This window comes from Otariodibacter oris (assembly GCF_009684715.1).
In the GTDB taxonomy this organism is placed as follows: Bacteria; Pseudomonadota; Gammaproteobacteria; order Enterobacterales; family Pasteurellaceae; genus Otariodibacter; species Otariodibacter oris.
Map to the genome: position 1 here is coordinate 1522907 of NZ_CP016604.1, position 17458 is coordinate 1540364.

At 35.7% G+C, this 17458-nt stretch carries 17 protein-coding genes and 1 pseudogene; 7 read left to right on the forward strand and 11 right to left on the reverse strand.

All coding sequences use genetic code 11. The annotated features are described in order from the left end of the window. Positions 1 to 18: 18 nt before the first annotated feature. The 4 genes and pseudogenes from luxS (at position 19) to A6A10_RS09675 (ending at position 4317) form a co-directional block, all read left to right on the forward strand. Positions 19 to 528, forward strand: a complete 510-nt coding sequence (luxS, locus tag A6A10_RS07015) for an S-ribosylhomocysteine lyase (RefSeq protein WP_121122455.1) — start codon at positions 19 to 21, stop codon at positions 526 to 528. 85 nt (positions 529 to 613) lie between these two features. Continuing rightward, positions 614 to 2449, forward strand: coding sequence for an ABC transporter ATP-binding protein (locus A6A10_RS07020; RefSeq protein WP_121122457.1), 1836 nt, complete (start codon positions 614 to 616; stop codon positions 2447 to 2449). 87 nt (positions 2450 to 2536) lie between these two features. After that, positions 2537 to 3907: pseudogene (gene mltF / locus A6A10_RS07025) on the forward strand (membrane-bound lytic murein transglycosylase MltF); the annotation flags it as partial. Between the two features lie 275 nt (positions 3908 to 4182). Continuing rightward, positions 4183 to 4317 carry a hypothetical protein gene (locus A6A10_RS09675; protein WP_257792058.1) on the forward strand — a complete coding sequence of 45 codons (135 nt, stop codon included), beginning with the start codon at positions 4183 to 4185 and terminating at the stop codon, positions 4315 to 4317. 62 nt (positions 4318 to 4379) lie between these two features. On the opposite strand, the gene metE is transcribed toward A6A10_RS09675, so the two are convergent. Then, a complete protein-coding gene (gene metE / locus A6A10_RS07030; RefSeq protein ID WP_121122461.1) occupies positions 4380 to 6650 on the reverse strand; it encodes a 5-methyltetrahydropteroyltriglutamate--homocysteine S-methyltransferase in 2271 nt (756 codons plus the stop codon). Positions 6651 to 6874: 224 nt separating this feature from the next. On the opposite strand from metE, the gene A6A10_RS07035 reads away from it, so the two are divergent. After that, positions 6875 to 7804 carry a LysR family transcriptional regulator gene (locus A6A10_RS07035; protein ID WP_121122463.1) on the forward strand — a complete coding sequence of 310 codons (930 nt, stop codon included), beginning with the start codon at positions 6875 to 6877 and terminating at the stop codon, positions 7802 to 7804. Between the two features lie 39 nt (positions 7805 to 7843). Here the strand turns inward: A6A10_RS07035 and A6A10_RS07040 are convergent, their stop codons facing one another. The 5 genes from A6A10_RS07040 to A6A10_RS07060 form a co-directional block, all read right to left on the reverse strand. Continuing rightward, positions 7844 to 8881, reverse strand: a complete 1038-nt coding sequence (locus A6A10_RS07040) for a family 20 glycosylhydrolase (RefSeq protein WP_418789105.1) — start codon at positions 8879 to 8881, stop codon at positions 7844 to 7846. Positions 8882 to 9084: 203 nt separating this feature from the next. After that, positions 9085 to 9420 carry an MliC family protein gene (locus A6A10_RS07045; protein WP_121122466.1) on the reverse strand — a complete coding sequence of 112 codons (336 nt, stop codon included), beginning with the start codon at positions 9418 to 9420 and terminating at the stop codon, positions 9085 to 9087. Positions 9421 to 9524: 104 nt separating this feature from the next. Further along, a complete protein-coding gene (gene uvrC / locus A6A10_RS07050; protein WP_121122468.1) occupies positions 9525 to 11360 on the reverse strand; it encodes an excinuclease ABC subunit UvrC in 1836 nt (611 codons plus the stop codon). Positions 11361 to 11439: 79 nt separating this feature from the next. Beyond that, entirely contained in the window at positions 11440 to 11985 is a 546-nt protein-coding gene (gene pgsA / locus A6A10_RS07055; RefSeq protein ID WP_121122470.1) for a CDP-diacylglycerol--glycerol-3-phosphate 3-phosphatidyltransferase, read from the reverse strand. A 128-nt stretch (positions 11986 to 12113) separates the two neighbouring features. Continuing rightward, positions 12114 to 12647 (reverse strand): hypothetical protein, encoded by a 534-nt coding sequence (locus tag A6A10_RS07060; RefSeq protein WP_121122472.1) that lies wholly within the window; start codon positions 12645 to 12647, stop codon positions 12114 to 12116. A 73-nt stretch (positions 12648 to 12720) separates the two neighbouring features. On the opposite strand from A6A10_RS07060, the gene A6A10_RS07065 reads away from it, so the two are divergent. Continuing rightward, the gene (locus tag A6A10_RS07065; RefSeq protein WP_121122474.1) at positions 12721 to 13575 is read left to right on the forward strand and encodes a thymidylate synthase; all 855 of its coding nucleotides are present in this window, start codon (positions 12721 to 12723) and stop codon (positions 13573 to 13575) included. Between the two features lie 140 nt (positions 13576 to 13715). On the opposite strand, the gene A6A10_RS07070 is transcribed toward A6A10_RS07065, so the two are convergent. From A6A10_RS07070 to A6A10_RS07085, 4 genes are read right to left on the reverse strand one after another with little or no spacing between them, the layout of a single operon-like run. Then, positions 13716 to 13916, reverse strand: a complete 201-nt coding sequence (locus A6A10_RS07070) for a CsbD family protein (protein WP_121122476.1) — start codon at positions 13914 to 13916, stop codon at positions 13716 to 13718. Positions 13917 to 13970: 54 nt separating this feature from the next. Next, entirely contained in the window at positions 13971 to 14225 is a 255-nt protein-coding gene (locus tag A6A10_RS07075) for a GlsB/YeaQ/YmgE family stress response membrane protein (protein ID WP_121122478.1), read from the reverse strand. A gap of 31 nt (positions 14226 to 14256) precedes the next feature. Next, complete coding sequence (locus tag A6A10_RS07080) at positions 14257 to 14661, reverse strand: hypothetical protein (RefSeq protein WP_147404744.1); 405 nt, start codon at positions 14659 to 14661, stop codon at positions 14257 to 14259. Positions 14662 to 14705: 44 nt separating this feature from the next. Next, positions 14706 to 15053 (reverse strand): ElaB/YgaM/YqjD family protein, encoded by a 348-nt coding sequence (locus A6A10_RS07085; protein ID WP_170143758.1) that lies wholly within the window; start codon positions 15051 to 15053, stop codon positions 14706 to 14708. Between the two features lie 242 nt (positions 15054 to 15295). On the opposite strand from A6A10_RS07085, the gene A6A10_RS07090 reads away from it, so the two are divergent. Continuing rightward, a complete protein-coding gene (locus A6A10_RS07090; protein WP_121122484.1) occupies positions 15296 to 16411 on the forward strand; it encodes an AI-2E family transporter in 1116 nt (371 codons plus the stop codon). Positions 16412 to 16512: 101 nt separating this feature from the next. Here A6A10_RS07090 and A6A10_RS07095 read toward each other — a convergent pair whose 3' ends face one another. Then, positions 16513 to 17385 (reverse strand): outer membrane protein assembly factor BamB family protein, encoded by an 873-nt coding sequence (locus A6A10_RS07095; RefSeq protein WP_121122486.1) that lies wholly within the window; start codon positions 17383 to 17385, stop codon positions 16513 to 16515. Between the last annotated feature and the right edge of the window lie 73 nt (positions 17386 to 17458).

Genomic DNA, 17458 nt, shown 5'->3' on the forward strand with positions numbered 1-17458 from the left:
TACTAAGGAGTAAAATAAATGCCTTTACTAGATAGTTTCAAAGTGGATCATACCGTGATGAAAGCCCCTGCTGTACGTGTAGCAAAAACAATGACAACCCCAAAAGGTGATGCGATTACAGTGTTCGATTTACGTTTTTGTCGCCCAAATGTTGATGCACTTCCGCCAAAAGGAATTCACACCATGGAACACCTTTTTGCTGGTTTCATGCGAGATCATTTAAACAGTGATAGCGTTGAGATTATTGATATTTCACCAATGGGATGCCGTACTGGATTCTATATGTCACTCATTGGTACGCCAACACCAGAACAAGTTGCAGAGGCGTGGAAAAACTCAATGGAAGATGTATTAAATAAAGTATCCGATGAGTCCCAAATCCCAGAACTCAATAAATATCAATGTGGTTCTTATGAAGAACATTCTTTAGCGGAAGCTCATGAGATTGCACGCAATATGCTTAAACAGCCAATTGGTATTAATCACAATGAAGATTTAACCCTTGATGAAGAATTACTGAACCCATAAATAGACTTCATCAAAGCGGTGAGATCAGCGATTAAATTTGCAAAGTTTAATCACGATCTCACCGCTTGTATTTTTGGAGGAAAATATGTTTAAAAAATTATTTGAATGGTTTGAAACTCGAATCGATCCCTATCCCACTGAATTACCTCAAACACCTAAAGCAAAATTAATTTCATTTATCTGGAGTACAACACAAGGCTTACGTAAATATATCCTTGTTGCCATTATCCTCAGTATGCTAGTGGGGATCATTGATGCGGTCCTATTTCAATTTATTGGTGAAATTGTCGATTGGGTTTCAAAATACTCACCTCAAACATTATTCTCAGAAAAATGGGGAAGCATGCTTGGAATGATTACCGTGGCTATCGTTGGGGCAGTCATCACTTATTTATATTCAAGTATTCGCTTTCAAACGATGCAAGGGGTTTACCCAATGCGGTTACGTTGGAATTTTCATCGCCTAATGCTAGGGCAAAGTATGAAATTCTATCAAGATGAATTTGCAGGAAGAATCTCATCTAAAGTCATGCAGACAGCACTTTCTACTCGAGATGTCGTAATGACCTTTATCGAAATTGTTGTCTATATGGCTGTGTATTTTATTACTTCAAGTGTTATTCTTGTACAGTTTGACGCGTTATTACTTATCCCATTTGCCGTATGGATCATTATTTTAGTGATCAGCATGCGATATTTTATTCCACGCTTGGCAAAAGCCTCCCAAGCACAATCCAATGCGCGAAGCTTGATGACTGGGCGTATCACCGATGCCTATGCCAATATTTCTACCATCAAACTCTTTTCACATGGTAATCGTGAAACTGACTACGTGAAAGATTCCATGCAAGAATTTATGGTTACCGTACATAAGCAAATGCGATTGGTGACAATGATCGATACTGTCATCTATTGTAACGCATTACTACTACTTACCATGTCTTCTGTTATTGGTTTATTTCTTTGGTCGAATAGCTTAGTCAGTGCGGGGGCGATTGCTACTTCATTAGCATTATCCCTTCGCTTGAAATCTTTAGCACAACGTATTATGTGGGAGTTTGCCAGACTATTTGAGCATATCGGGACAGTACAAGATGGCATGGAAATGCTATCTAAACCATATACCATTGTTGATAAACCGAATGCGAGCTTGTTAAAAGTTACAACTGGTGACATTCATTTCAACCAAGTTAATTTTGCTTATGATGAAAAAAAACCGCTATTAAATGAATTTAATCTACATATTAAAGCAGGTGAAAAAGTAGGGCTAGTTGGACGAAGTGGTGCAGGGAAATCCACACTCACCAATCTTTTACTGCGTTTTTATGATATTCAGTCAGGTAATATTGAAATTGATGGACAAAATATCAAAGATGTTACCCAAGAAAGTTTACGGGCAAGTATTGGTTTAGTGACCCAAGATACTTCATTATTGCATCGTTCTATTCGGGATAATCTCACCTACGGAAGACCAGATGCAACAGAAGAAGAAATTCGGAAAGCAATACAAACCGCTTCTGCCGCTGATTTTATTGAGCAACTTTCTGATTCAAAAGGCAGAACAGGGTTAGCAGCTCACGTGGGCGAAAGAGGGGTTAAACTCTCAGGAGGACAACGCCAACGTATCGCTATTGCACGAGTCATGCTCAAAAATGCCCCAATCTTACTCTTAGATGAAGCAACAAGTGCATTAGATTCAGAGGTTGAAGCCGCTATTCAAGAAAATTTAACGGAATTAATGGAGGGTAAAACTGTTCTTGCTATTGCCCATCGACTTTCAACCATTATGGCAATGGATCGCTTAATTGTAATGGATCATGGAGAAATTGTTGAACAAGGTACGCACAATGAGTTACTAAAACTTAATGGTGTTTATGCTAAATTATGGGCTCATCAAAGCGGTGGTTTCTTAACTGATTAATATCTAAAATCATCTTTATGATCATTTTGATCTTAACGACAGTTTACTATAAACTCTAAATGGTAATTTTTATAGAAGAGAGATACTTTGAAAGGTTTAGCCATTCGATTAATCATTGGAATAGCATTAATTCTGTGGGCATGGGATATGACTTCCCCATGGCAGACTGCAATGCAAACAGAACATAATCGTTATACTCAAATTCTGCAATCAAAAACCATTAGATTCGGGATGATCAATCATCCCCTATCCTATTTTGTCGGTTCACAAGGTAAAGCTGGGGTCGAGTATGACTTAGCCAATGCCTTTGCCGATTTTTTAGGTGTTGAACTTAAAGAAGAATCTTTTGATAGTAGCGAAGCATTATTCAATGCACTAGCACAAAATAAAATTGATATTGCGGCTGCAGGTCTGCTGTATTCACCTAATCAAATGGAAAAGTTTCAAATTGGTCCATCATACTATTCTGCCTCATGGCAAGTTGTTTATAAAAAAGGAACCCAAAGACCTTACAAAATTGAAGATCTTCCTTCTGAATTAGTAATCTCGAATGGTTCTGCTGTGATTCCCATCTTACAAAAACTCGCTAAGATATATCCTAATTTAAAATGGAATGTTACAGATGAATTCACGCAAGAAGAGCTATTATTACAAGTTGCTGAAGGTAAAATTCCTTACACCGTCGCCGTTTCTGTCGATATCTCATCGGCTCAGCAGATCAAACCTGACATTGCTGTAGGTTTTGACTTAACTGATGAAACCCCTGCAATTTGGTATCTCCAAAATAGCAATTACAGTGAATTGCAAGCCTCAGTACTTGAATTTATGAACCACGCAAATGAAACTGGGCTTATTTCTCAAATTGAAGAAAAATATTTCAGCCCATTAGCTAGCTTTGATTATGTTGATACATATAGTTATTTAAAAGCAATTAGAACCATACTCCCTAAATATAAGCCGCTCTTTGAAAAATACAAAGGGGATTTAGAATGGCAAATGTTAGCGGCTATTGCCTATCAAGAATCAAGATGGGATCCCTCTGCCACATCACCTACTGGTGTAAGAGGTATGATGATGCTAACCAGAGATACAGCTGAAAGAATGGGTGTTACCAATCGTATTAGCCCAGAACAAAGCATTAAAGCAGGATCTGAATATTTGCAATATTTAATGAATCAACTTCCAGAAACAATTCAACAAGAAGATCGGATTTGGTTTGCACTTACCGCTTACAACATGGGGTTAGGTCATCTTATCGATTTACGTCGCCTTACTAAACAACTTGGGGGTGATCCAAACAACTGGTTGGATGTAAAAAAATACTTGCCATTATTAGCAGAAAAGCGTTATTACAAAGACTTAAAATATGGATACGCTAGAGGATTTGAGGCATTTAGCTATGTTGAGAATATCCGACGCTATTATTACAGCTTAATTAATTACCAACGTATTACCGAGCCAAAAGAGGAACCTACTGACAGCAAAGTAGAAAGAAAGACCAAGAACACAGCTGAGAATACAACTGATAACACAACTGATAACACAACTGATAACACAACTGATAATACAACTGATAACACAACTGATAACACAACTGAGAATACAACTGAGAATACAACTGGAAATACAACCGAACACATGATAGAAAAAGTTTCAGAAACTAAAAATATATCAAATGCTACCCTTGAGCCAACAATAGAAGAAAAAAATGCTGAAGAATAAAAGGAAATCATATGTATAAAAAACTAAAAAGAAAAAAACATCTATACAATAAAAAATCACGCCGTATTTTACGTATTTACCGTATGAAACGTCGTATTCTTGCTAGACACAGAATTGGCTTTATGATGTTTCAACAACTTCAATAAAAAAAGCCCTTCATATAAGAAGGGCTTTTTTATTTATATTAAAGGAATATATGACCAACTACCTAAGCCAATTCTTTACGTAATTTCTTCGTAACATCCATCATCACTTGTAATTGTGAAATCGTTTCTGTCCAACCACGTGTTTTTAATCCACAATCTGGATTTACCCATAAACGCTCTTTAGGAACAACATTTAATGCCTTACGTAATAAATGTTCAATCTCACCAGTTGCTGGTACACGAGGACTATGAATATCATAAACACCAGGACCAATGTCATTTGGATATTTAAAATCACCGAATGCTTCTAATAACTCCATATCTGAACGAGAGGTTTCAATAGTAATGACATCTGCATCTAATCCAGCAATTTCTGGCAAAATATCATTAAATTCTGAATAACACATATGTGTATGAATTTGTGTATCATCCTGTACACCCATGTAGCTCAATCTAAATGCCTCTCCCGCCCAAGCTAAGTATTCTGCCCAATCTGCACGTTTTAGCGGTAATCCTTCACGAATTGCAGGCTCATCAATTTGAATTACTTTAATTCCTGCTTTTTCTAAATCAATAACTTCATCTGATAACGCAACGCCAATTTGTTTACACACCGTTGAACGAGGAATATCGTTACGCACAAAAGACCACTGTAGAATCGTTACTGGACCAGTCAACATTCCTTTTACAACTTTGCTTGTTAAACTTTGTGCATATTGAGACCAACGAACCGTCATTGGTTCTGGGCGAACTACATCACCATAAATTACTGGTGGTTTCACACAGCGAGAACCGTAACTCTGAACCCATCCAAACTTAGTAAAAGCAAAGCCATCTAGCAATTCACCGAAATACTCTACCATGTCATTACGCTCAGGTTCACCATGAACTAAAACATCTAAATCTAATTCTTCTTGACGGCGAATAACATATTCAATTTCTTTCTTCATCGCTGCTTCATACTCTGCAAGACTTAAATCGCCTTTCTTAAAACTTGCTCTAGCATGGCGAATTTCGACTGTTTGAGGAAATGAACCAATAGTCGTAGTTGGAAGAAGCGGTAACTTCAACCATTCATTTTGCAATTTAATTCGTTGTGCAAATGGTGATTTACGTTTATCCGCATTAACAGGCAAATTAGCTAATCGCTCCGCCACTTCTGAGCGGTGAATTTCCTTACTATTTGCTCTTTCATCTGCCGCCTTTTGACTATCGGCTAATTCATTCTTAACAGCTTCTCGCCCTTTTTCTAATGCAGTTTTTAGGATGCTTAATTCTTCAACTTTTTGCAGCGTGAACGACAGCCAATTATACAACCCAGGATTTTTCTCTTTTAATTGCGTCTCAACACTTAAATCAAAAGGCGTATGTAACAATGAACAACTTGGTGCAATCCATAAGCGTTCACCTAATTTTGCTTTAAGTGGCTCAAGTACATCTAATACGAGATTTAAATTAGCCCGCCAAATATTACGCCCATCAATAATACCTGCTGAAAGGACCTTTGAATAATCTTCAAATGCACTGAGCTGTTCAGGCGCACGTACTAAATCAATATGTAACCCATCTACTGGAAGTGATTTTAATAAATCAGCATGCTCAGCAACGGATCCAAAATACGTAGCCAATAATAATTTTACGTTGACTTGACTTAATGCTGTATAAACTTGCTGATAAGCATCAAGCCATTCTTGAGGTAGATCCAATGCTAATGCAGGCTCATCAATTTGAATCCACTCTACACCTTCTGCAACTAATGCATTTAATATATCAACATAAACTGGTACTAATTTATTTAATAAACCTAAACGATCAAAATTATCCTCTTTTTCTTTACCTAACCAAAGGAAAGTAAGGGGACCTACAATTACAGGTTTAGAATCCAATCCCAAAGCTTTTGCTTCACGGATCTGATTAACGTAATGAGATGGATTAGGTTTAAATTCTGTATTTTTATGAAACTCTGGTACTAAGTAGTGATAGTTTGTATCAAACCATTTCGTCATTTCAATCGCAAATTGTTCCTTATTCCCACGAGCTAATTGAAAATACTGATCTAATGTTAAATTTTGACTATCAAATCCAAAACGTGAAGGAATTCCTCCTGTTGCCACCTGAAGATCTAATATATGATCATAAAAAGTAAAATCCCCTACTGCCACATAATCTGCATTAGCATCAGCTTGGTGTTTCCAATTTTTTTCACGCAATGCCTTAGCCAAATCAAGTAAATCTTGTTCTGCTAATTCCTTACGCCAATAACGCTCTTGTGCAAATTTAAGTTCACGTTTTGCTCCCACTCGTGGAAAACCAAGAATATGAAATGTTGTCATAGATTAATCCTCTGTATAAATGTTGTGTTATTTTTATTTATAGATACCTAGACATTTAGACGTCTAAACATTTAGATGTATAATGAGTAAAATTTTAAATTTATGCAATATAATAATTTTCACGTTCAACATGAATTATTTTCATAAATATAAATTACGTTTATACTAGTCAACCAATGCTAAAATCCTGAGTATTAAAAACTGCGTTAAACGTATTAATCACTATGAAACCAATATTCCTAGAACTTCGTCATTTAAAAACACTTTTGGCCTTAAAAGAAAGTGGCAGCGTTTCACTTGCTGCCAAGCGAGTTTATCTCACACAGTCTGCTCTTTCTCACCAGATAAAAATGCTCGAAGAACAATATGGTTTACCGTTATTTGAACGAAAAACACAACCCTTACATTTCACTCCTGCCGGAGAAAGGCTTATTAAATTAGCCCATGAAATTATTCCAAAAGTTGTTGAAGCAGAATTAGATTTAACTCGAGTGAAACAAGGGGAAGCGGGTGAATTGCGTATTGCTGTTGAATGCCATACTTGTTTTGATTGGCTGATGCCTTCTATGGATAAATTCCGTCAAGATTGGCCTTTGGTAGAATTAGATATCGTCTCAGGGTTTCATATAGACACCATTGGATTATTACTTTCACATAAAGCTGATTGGGCTGTAGTGTCTGCGATAGAAGAAACTGCTGGAGTGAGCTACAAGCCACTATTTTCTTATGAAATGGTGGGTATTTGTTCTAAAGATCATCCTTTAGCAAATAAATCTATTTGGGAAGCTGAAGATTTTACTAATGAAACGTTAATTACTTACCCAGTTCCCGATGATATGCTAGACATTTTCAGAAAACTACTTAACCACAATAAAATCAATCCAACTCGCAGAACAAGCGAGCTTACTATTGCTATCATCCAATTAGTTGCAAGCAAAAGAGGCATTGCTGCATTGCCTTACTGGGCTGTCAAACCTTATTTAGAAAAAGGCTATATCGTTGCCAAGCGTATTACTGAAAATGGTTTATACAGCAATCTTTATGGTGCAATGAGAGAAAGTGATATCAATACTGCTTATATTGGTGATTTTCATACGACCGTCAAAGAACAAAGTTTTTCAACATTCCCTGATCTTATTGTTTTAGATGAATAATAAAAAAGATTATAGGCAAGTTAAAAAAGAAAAATACCCTTATTCACTAGCCTCACTATCATTAGCTCTACTTTTATGGATCACGGCTTTTAATACTCCAGAAGAGTACTCCTGAATTGATTTATCACTTAATCTACCTGCATCTTCTCCCCAAATAGCCAATGCCGCACCCAAAATATTATCTGTATTTCGAATGGCATTATTCGTATTCTCACCATCCCATACCCCAAGATTCCAGTGATTTTCAATATCTTTACCCGCAAAATCAGCTTCCTTGCGCAAATCACTACCTTCTTTTGGCACAAGATAGAGATAGTATGAATTATAGTTTAAAACAGTAAATCCTTTATCAATAAGATCTGGCACACTAGCACACATTTGACGTCTTCTTATTGCAACAGACCGATTTTCAGTATCTCCATCATAACTCCAATAAGTAATCTGGATATTATGATTTAATCCATCTACGTTTTTTGTAATTAACCCATCATTCCATAACCGTGGTGTGAATCCTTTTTGGTCCAAATATGCTGCCAATTCATTTATATAGTCGATAAATTCCTGATTATATTCTTCACTGTATGCAAATTCATCTCCCCCTATATGAAAATGCTTACTTTGGCTACCAAACGCATCAGCAACTTCGGTAATCAGTTTTTTTACAAACTGAACACTTTCAGGTTTAGTAATATCAAGCTCATCATCTACATGGGCAGATTTCAATGAATCCACATAACCTTGTCCATATTTATGAACCAAAAGTTGGAAAATACCGTTCATATGGTTAGGGCTGTCAATCTCTGGAATCAATTCAATATTTTTAGACTGTGCATAACGGGTAATCTCTTTCAATTGCTCATAACTTAAAAATGGTTTACCTGTTTGTGGATTGATATATGCACCATCTTTTCTCTGAATATCATTTTCTACTTTCTGCCCAAGTAAATCGCTCTCCAAAGCATAGTTCTCATGATCGGAAAAATGTAAATGTAAAAAACTCCCACCTGATACTGCTAAAGTATCAATAAAATTTTTAATCACATTGACCGAATAAAAATGACGTGCGGTATCTAACATTAATCCGATTTCTTTATGTGCGGGAGTGCTAGCGTTATTTGATTGAGCTGGAGAAACAGAAGAAAACAGCGTACCATTATTATCGGATATTGTACTATAGGCAGATACATCGCCTAACATCAATCCGAATAAAAGATACGCTGATACGATTTTCAAACGCATAAGCTAATGCGTATTACTTGATAAGTGTGTCATGTAAAATTTTATTCTGTTGTGCAACTTTTTAAGGTCTCATCCCCTGCCATTAACGTTGCGTCTCTACCTTTCGTATAAAGTGCGAGCGTATAATCAGGGTTAATTGCCTTATAAATTGCACCAGATGCTGATTTTTCTATCTTCATCGGAATCATTTCATCAGTATCAACAACAATCGCATAGGAATCTTTGCTTGTATTCACAAATACCACTTCCATAACATCATTGCTTCCACAGGTATAAGCAATTTTTGTTAATTCATCAGTTGATGATTTATCCATTACAGTCGCATTTGCTGACATAGATGCCATAGAAAGAAGTAAAACACTCAATAATTTTTTCATAATTTGTCCTTTTTTATTAACCAAAGTTATGGTGCGCATTCTATAAAAAGTAATATTTTATTCAAATAAATTTTTTCTATAATAAAAAATATAAATTTGTACCCTTACCCATTCTGCAAGGTATCAAAAATCACTTCTGCGAGGGCTTTGGAAATACCAGGGACGGAGGCGATTTCATCTAATGTTGCGGATTTAACCCCCTGCATTCCGCCTAGATATTTTAATAGAGCTTGGCGGCGTTTTGCGCCTACGCCTGCAATAGATTCTAATCCACTTTCGGTAAAGGCTTTTTGGCGTTTTTTGCGGTGTCCGCTGATGGCGTGATTATGGGATTCATCACGAATATGTTGGATCAGATGCAAGGCGAGGCTATCTGGTGGTAAGTGGATCTCTTTATCCCATTTACTAATGAGCAAGGTTTCCAATCCTGCTTTACGCTCTACCCCTTTGGACACACCAATTAATAATGGCTTGGTTTTATCCCAATCCACATTTAACTGTGAGAAAGTCGCTAATGCTCGGTTTAATTGCCCTTTTCCGCCATCAATAAAAATAATATCGGGAATTTTTTCAGGTGGTAAGGGTTTATCGTAACGTTTGATTAGAGCTTGTTCCATTGCGGCATAATCATCGCCTCCTGTAATCCCTTCAATATTAAATCGACGATAATCCGATTTCAGCGGCCCATTTTCATCAAAGACCACACAAGAGGCGACCGTTTGTTCGCCCATTGTATGACTAATATCGAAACATTCCATACGCTTGATTTCAGGTAACTCTAATAAACTTTGTAAAGCTTGGTAACGAGCATGAATCCGGGAGTCTTGCTTTAATTGCAACATTAATGCTGCCATTGCATTCGTTTGAGCTAAAGCAAGATAGCGACTCTTTTCGCCTCGCACTTTATCTTGAATAACGACTTTATGTCCTGCCTGTTCACTCAAAACTTTGGCTAAAGAATCCGCCTCACTGACTGGATGATCGATAATAATTTGATTGGGAATCGTGCGATGATGATTCATCTGTAAATAAAATTGCCCGATAAATGTATCACTCAATTCAGCTAAATCCGTATGGTTTGGCACTTTGGGAAAATAACTGCGGTTCCCCAATACTTTGCCTTGTCGTACAAATAAAATATGTACACACGCAACACCGTGCTGATAGGCAATGGCAATAATATCAAGATCATCTAAGCGTTCATTAGACACAAATTGTTTCTCTGTTACCGCTCTCACTTGTTGAATTTGATCACGGAAACGTGCGGCACTTTCAAAATCTAATGCTTCAGCAGACTTTTCCATTTTACTGATTAAATGTTCAATAACTTGCTGATCTTTCCCTTGCAAAAAGAGTCGTACAAATTGCACTTGTTGATCATATTCCTCTTGAGAATAATAACCTTCGACACAAGGAGCTAAACATCGTCCGATCTGATATTGCAAGCAAGGGCGAGAGCGATTTTTATAATATGAATCTTCGCATTGGCGAATAGGGAAAATTTTCTGTAATAAATTTAACGTTTCCCGAACTGCTGTAACATTCGGGTAAGGTCCAAAATATTCACCCGCAACCTTTTTACTGCCCCGAAAACTACTCAATCTTGGGTGTTTATGCTTTGAAAGCAGAATATAGGGATAAGATTTATCATCTCGAAGTAATACATTATAACGAGGCTGATTTTCCTTAATATAATTATGTTCGAGTAATAACGCCTCTGTTTCTGAATGGGTGATGGTGGTTTCTATATGCGCAATATTGCTAACTAATGCTTCGGTTTTTCGACTGGATAAATTGGCCCGAAAATAGCTTGATAAGCGTTTTTTAAGATCCTTTGCTTTTCCCACATAGATAATCGTGCCTTTATCGTCATACATACGATAAACACCCGGTTGATGAGGAACGTTACTGAGAAAAGATTTAGAATCAAAGTTAGACATTGGCAAATTTTTATAAAAATCAGACCGCTTACAAGCGGTCTGTTTGAGATGAAATTTTACGATTTTAGCGTTTAATAAATTATTTTAACAAACTGCCTTTTGAGGCTTTAAGATATTGTAGCATAGACCAGATTGTCAGTATCGCCGCAATATAAAGCAGGATGAAAGCTAAGATCTCCATGAGCTCACTTTGTCGCCAAAGCAAACCACCTAACGACAACAATTGTGCGGTTGTTTTCACTTTACCCCAAATGGATACCGCAACATTGGCTCTTTCGCCAATTTCTGCCATCCATTCACGCAATGCAGAAATAATGATTTCACGTCCAATCATAATGGCAGCAGGAATGGTAATCCACCAAGTATGGTAATACTCCACGACGCAAGCTAATGCGGTTGCCACCAATACTTTATCTGCCACAGGATCTAAAAATGCACCAAGTCGTGTTGTTTGATTCCATTTACGTGCTAAATAGCCATCAAACCAATCTGTCATTCCTGCAATAGCAAAAATAAAAGTGGTAATTTCTGGTGAATGAGGAATAGGTAAATAAAATGCTAAAACGAATAGTGGAATTAGCACTACACGAAAAATAGTTAAGTAGGTTGGGATATTAAGTTTCATCACAATCACACAAAGAAGAAGATGCTATATTCTAGTAGATGCCCGTTAAATAAGAAAGAATAAGCGGTAATATTTTAGACATTTTTTGCAAAATTTACCCAAAATCCTACCGCTTAAATCACATACTATTACTTAGTTGGAACAGCCTGATCTTTCTCTACTTGTGCAACACATAAATGTAGAATTTCTTCTGCACCCTCTTTAATATAATCATCATCACGTACTTGGTTCTTTTGCAAATCAACCATCGCATCATTAATACCCTGCGTTGTACTCTTCGGTTCAACAAAAGACCAACATTTTGGACTTAAGCGATTTGCATTACCTTGTAACTCTGCCGCATACAATACGCCACTATAATAAGCATAGACATCATGATCTAACATTCGATTAAGTAAACTTGCTCTAATTTGCTCAATAGGTAATGTTACACGTTGACTATACCAATCATCCACTCCTCGAGTAAAAGAATCTATATCAAAACTTTGATTAACACGATCTAAATACGTTTGTGCCGTTGCACCATAACCTATCGCATAGGATTTTTGGTCAATTTGATCATTAGCAAGTCGAGTCCAACCGGTAGGTTCATTAAGACTACAAGCAGATAATGCTAAAACAACAACTAAACTAAAGAAATGCTTTAATCCACAATGCTTCATTGTTATACTCCTCAGTATCACTTCAACTTATAGGGTCAAATTTATTCTACCTAATAATTAATGGAATTACTACATGAAACAATATTTAGATTTATGCCAACGCATTGTTGAAAAAGGTAAATGGGTCAATAATGAACGAACAGGTAAACGTTGCCTAACTGTTATTAACGCTGATCTAATTTATGATGTTGAACACAGTCAATTCCCATTAGTTACCACCCGTAAAAGTTTTTGGAAATCAGCCATTGCAGAATTACTTGGCTATATCCGTGGTTATGATAATGCTGCAGATTTTCGTCAACTTGGTACAAAATCATGGGACGCTAATGCAAATGAAAATATTGCTTGGTTAAATAATCCTTATCGTAAGGGCGAAGATGATATGGGATTAGTTTATGGTGCTGTAGGACGCAATTTTCCTAAAGCGGACGGTTCAGGCAATATTGATTTACTCCGCCAAATTGTTGATGATCTAAAACGTGGTGTGGATAATCGTGGCGAAATTTATACCTTTTATCACCCTGGTGCATTTCATATGGGATGCTTACGCCCTTGTTTACATAGCCACCACTTTTCATTATTAGATGGTGTGCTATATTTGAATAGTACTCAACGTTCTGCCGATGTCCCTTTAGGTTTAAATTGGAATATGATCCAATGCTATACATTCTTAGCTTTAATGGCACAAATTACAGGACACAAAGCAGGACAAGCATTTCATAAAATTGTAAATGCTCACATTTATGAAGACCAATTAGAATTGATGCGAGACGTGCAACTCAAAAGAGAGCCATTCTCTCCACCTAAACTTATTATTAACCCTGAAATTAAATCCTTAGAAGATTTAGAAACTTGGGTAACGCTTGATGATTTCAGTGTAGAAGGCTATGAATTTCATCCGAGTATAAAGTATCCTTTCTCAGTATAAAATTACCATATGTAGATTTACTGATTAATATCAAGTCCTAAAAAATACCCTATCATAAAAATGATAGGGTATTTTTTGAATAATTGACTCAATTATATCTACAACAACTAATCTAATTAAGTCTAATCAACTGATAACATTTACTTAATCTTTTTAGCAAACTCATCAACTTGTTTTTCAGCTTCTTCTTTTGTAATACCGTATTTAGCCTGAATCTTACCAATTAGCTGATCTTTTTTCCCATCTAATTCCTTGATTTCATCATTAGTAAGATCACCCCACTGCTCTTTTAAATAACCAGTAACTTGTTTCCATTTACCTTCAACTATATCCCAATTCATTATTAATTCTCCTATATCAAATTAATCATAGACAGTTCGTTCAAGTTAAATCTTTTACTTATTACGCGTAAATAAGCCAACAATATACAATAATAAAATTGCACCTATCACTGCAGTTATAATAGACCCAATCATACCTGTTGATTGGAAACCAACAAGACTTAGAACAAAGCCACCAAAAACTGAACCTATAATACCAATTATAATATTCCCAATTAGCCCGAACCCAAATCCTTTATAAATTTTTCCAGCCAACCATCCGGCAATACCACCAATGAATAACCAAGCAATTAAACCAGCAGACTCCATATTACCTCCATTACCAACTACTTAACTCTTATCATTTTTTTGAATTAAAACTACCCTTTCCTAAAAGGAACCCTACAACAATTGTACCCAATAAAACCTTTTTTGCATGATTATTTGCCAGATAACCAATGGTATTCTTCAATGAATTTTCATCAAATCCTGTTAATTGTGATGTTTCACGAATAGCTTTATCAGTTAAATTAGCATTCTTATAAACTTTCTCTTTAGCCTTAAGTTTATAGGATAGGTAAAGTTTGTAACACAATCCCAAAACAATAAAAGCAATCGCGAAATATAAGTTTGCGTACATTGAACCATATTGTTGCTTCAAATAGATATGTAACGTAATTAAAGCAAACAATATGCCGAGAGCAAAGAAAACAACAGGTACAAACCTAAGTTTGAGTTTTTCTGGAGTTGCCCCCGGAGATCGCATTACTCTAATTAGTATAGGTAAAATTAGCGATCTAAACATATCATTTAACGCTTATTATTTAATAAATAACCAACAATTAAACTTACACCAGCAACGATACCAACAGTAGCAATCGGGTTGTCTTTTGCCTTACTTTCTACTGTATTAGATGCAGATGCAAATTTTTCTTTTAGATATTGGTAAAGATCTTCACTTTCATCTTGGAAGTCTTCTAGCAAATCTTCAGCCTTTGAAGATGCTTTATTTAAAGCTTTACTCGCTTTACGACTTAAACGTTTAGATTCGCTTTCACCAATATCTTTTACTAACGTTGTTATTTCAGAAAGACTTTCTTTTAATGATTTGATTTCTTCTTCTAGAGATTCAATCTTATCTTTTTCTTGAGTTGCCATTTGCATTCTCCTTACAAATTTTTAACCAAAAGGTTAGGTTATACTTTGGCTAAACAGCCAATTCTAAATTTATAGACAGATATAATTAAGTTAGATCCGCCCACAAACTGTATATATCGTAAACAAAAAAAATATCTCTGTAAATGTTTTATGGATATTTTTTTACTTTTCTTTAACAAAAAATTGTTGAAAAAATTTATTAGTGCTAATATTTGCCAAATTAATTAGTAAAGTATAGTTATATGATAAAGACTGATTTTCTGAAACATATGCCTTGGTATGTACTACTATTAGTGGCGATACTATTTTTTTATTTGACACGCTCGATCTTAACACCTTTTATTATAAGTGCTGTTTTGGCTTATTTTGTCTCTCCGTTAATTGATAAATTAGAAGCTAGAAATATCAGTCGAGCTAAATCAGTAGTCATCGCTTACTCGATCATTATTTTACTCTTAGTCCTATCAATTGTTTTTATTGTTCCTATCGTAAGTGAACAAATTAGAGAATTTCAGTATATCAAACCTAAAATAATTCACTTTTTCCAGTATGATTTTTGGCATTATCTGAATAATTGGATTCCATTTGATGTACATATTGATGCCAATACTGTTGAAAAAGCTATCAAAGATACTGTAACAAATAAGACAGAAGAGGGGGATAACACTTTAACACAGAGTGTTTTCAATTCAGCCTCATGGGTCATCTCATTTATAACTAATTTAGCCTTAGTGCCTATTATCACTTATTATTTTTTAAAAAACTACCACGAGATTATCGATAATATATTTAGACTAATCCCCAAAAGAAATAGAGCAACAATGACCAAAATTGCCAAAGAATCAGATAAAAATCTATCTGCCTTCCTTCGTGGACAATTTCTGGTTATGAACATATTAGCTGCCATTTATATTGCCTGTTTAGCAATGATGGGACTAAATTACAGCTTACTGATTGGTCTCATCGCAGGTTATCTAAACTTTATTCCATTTATTGGGCTATGGATAGGCGCTTCTACCGCCGTTCTCGCTGCTATTTTTCAGTTTAGCGACGTATTACATCCAGTCATTGTCCTGGGTATTTTCACTATTGCACAAATCATTGAAGGGAACTTTTTAACACCTAAACTTGTTGGAGATAGAATTGGATTAGGTCCTGTTACTGTTATTTTTGCGGTAATGGCGGGAGGCGAATTGCTCGGTATTATTGGTGTACTTATTGCACTCCCCTTATCTGCTGTTCTAAAAGTTATACTGGAACATATTCGAGAATCTTATGAAGAAAGCGAATTATATGAAAATGATAGCAAGCTCATTATCCCAGATGATAGCAATCAAAATATGTTTCATGAAAAATAAAACATTTTTTCTTTAAAAAATTACTCTCATAAGAAAAAAAGTCACCTAAATATCAGGTGACTTTTTATATATTTTTAAATAGTGAGTTAAAAGAGCAAAACCTATTTCTTCAACGAATAACTATAAACTGTTCCATCAAACATTACAGGGACTAACAGATTATCACCATAACTTGAAATATCAGCCGAGCCTCGTCCACTCTCTAGCAATAGTTGTGTTTTACCCTCACTGTACTGAAATATTTTTCCACTATTTGAATCGCTTACAATAAGATTGCCATTTATTTTAGCAATACCATCTAGGTTGCCAATATGCTCTGCACCTTCTAACACTTTCACCTCTTTGGTTTTGAGATCGATTGCGAAAATGCTACCTAATTCATCAGTAGAAAAATCTTCATGCATTCCTTCTCCCCAAGTGACCACCAATAACCGATTGCCATCAACTAAAACACCATTTGGGCTAGAGAAAGCATCCGTTTCTATCCATTTCTCCAAGGTTTCCCCTTGTAAACGATAAATTGCGCCACCCATAATGTCGCTAATATACACATTACCTTCGGCATCTACGGTTATACCATTAAACATTTTACTGTCTTGAGCCGTAATAGATTGTTTAACTTTACCCGTATTAATATCCACAACACGCACTTGCTGTATATCGGCAATGTATAATAAGTCTCCAGATTGAACGATACCTTTTGGAGCATTGATGCCTGTTACCCAATGCTCATCAAGTACCTTTCCATTTTTATCTAAACGACTAATATAGCCCTCGCCTTTTTGAGCCATTGGACCACCATCATTATTGGTAACATAAACATTTTCTCGTGTTGCATCAAATCGAGCTGATTCGGGATGAGCAAATCCACTGCTTGTCCACGATAATACTGGTTTACCTAATTCATCAGCATTGGCTATACTCATGACTATTGCTGTACTTCCTACCATAAGATATTTCTTTAATTGATTCATTTATTTTACCTTCATTAAATATAATAAGTTTGATAGTATTTATACTTTAAGAAAAGTTATTATAATAATTAAC

Bases quoted from the DNA above. Each gene is read 5' to 3' on its own strand.
- luxS (WP_121122455.1), top strand. From the start codon at position 19: ATGCCTTTACTAGATAGTTTCAAAGTGGATCATACCGTGATGAAAGCC.
- A6A10_RS07020 (WP_121122457.1), top strand. From the start codon at position 614: ATGTTTAAAAAATTATTTGAATGGTTTGAAACTCGAATCGATCCCTAT.
- A6A10_RS09675 (WP_257792058.1), top strand. From the start codon at position 4,183: ATGTATAAAAAACTAAAAAGAAAAAAACATCTATACAATAAAAAATCA.
- metE (WP_121122461.1), bottom strand. From the start codon at position 6,650: ATGACAACATTTCATATTCTTGGTTTTCCACGAGTGGGAGCAAAACGT.
- A6A10_RS07035 (WP_121122463.1), top strand. From the start codon at position 6,875: ATGAAACCAATATTCCTAGAACTTCGTCATTTAAAAACACTTTTGGCC.
- A6A10_RS07040 (WP_418789105.1), bottom strand. From the start codon at position 8,881: ATGTTAGATACCGCACGTCATTTTTATTCGGTCAATGTGATTAAAAAT.
- A6A10_RS07045 (WP_121122466.1), bottom strand. From the start codon at position 9,420: ATGAAAAAATTATTGAGTGTTTTACTTCTTTCTATGGCATCTATGTCA.
- uvrC (WP_121122468.1), bottom strand. From the start codon at position 11,360: ATGTCTAACTTTGATTCTAAATCTTTTCTCAGTAACGTTCCTCATCAA.
- pgsA (WP_121122470.1), bottom strand. From the start codon at position 11,985: ATGAAACTTAATATCCCAACCTACTTAACTATTTTTCGTGTAGTGCTA.
- A6A10_RS07060 (WP_121122472.1), bottom strand. From the start codon at position 12,647: ATGAAGCATTGTGGATTAAAGCATTTCTTTAGTTTAGTTGTTGTTTTA.
- A6A10_RS07065 (WP_121122474.1), top strand. From the start codon at position 12,721: ATGAAACAATATTTAGATTTATGCCAACGCATTGTTGAAAAAGGTAAA.
- A6A10_RS07070 (WP_121122476.1), bottom strand. From the start codon at position 13,916: ATGAATTGGGATATAGTTGAAGGTAAATGGAAACAAGTTACTGGTTAT.
- A6A10_RS07075 (WP_121122478.1), bottom strand. From the start codon at position 14,225: ATGGAGTCTGCTGGTTTAATTGCTTGGTTATTCATTGGTGGTATTGCC.
- A6A10_RS07080 (WP_147404744.1), bottom strand. From the start codon at position 14,661: ATGCGATCTCCGGGGGCAACTCCAGAAAAACTCAAACTTAGGTTTGTA.
- A6A10_RS07085 (WP_170143758.1), bottom strand. From the start codon at position 15,053: ATGGCAACTCAAGAAAAAGATAAGATTGAATCTCTAGAAGAAGAAATC.
- A6A10_RS07090 (WP_121122484.1), top strand. From the start codon at position 15,296: ATGATAAAGACTGATTTTCTGAAACATATGCCTTGGTATGTACTACTA.
- A6A10_RS07095 (WP_121122486.1), bottom strand. From the start codon at position 17,385: ATGAATCAATTAAAGAAATATCTTATGGTAGGAAGTACAGCAATAGTC.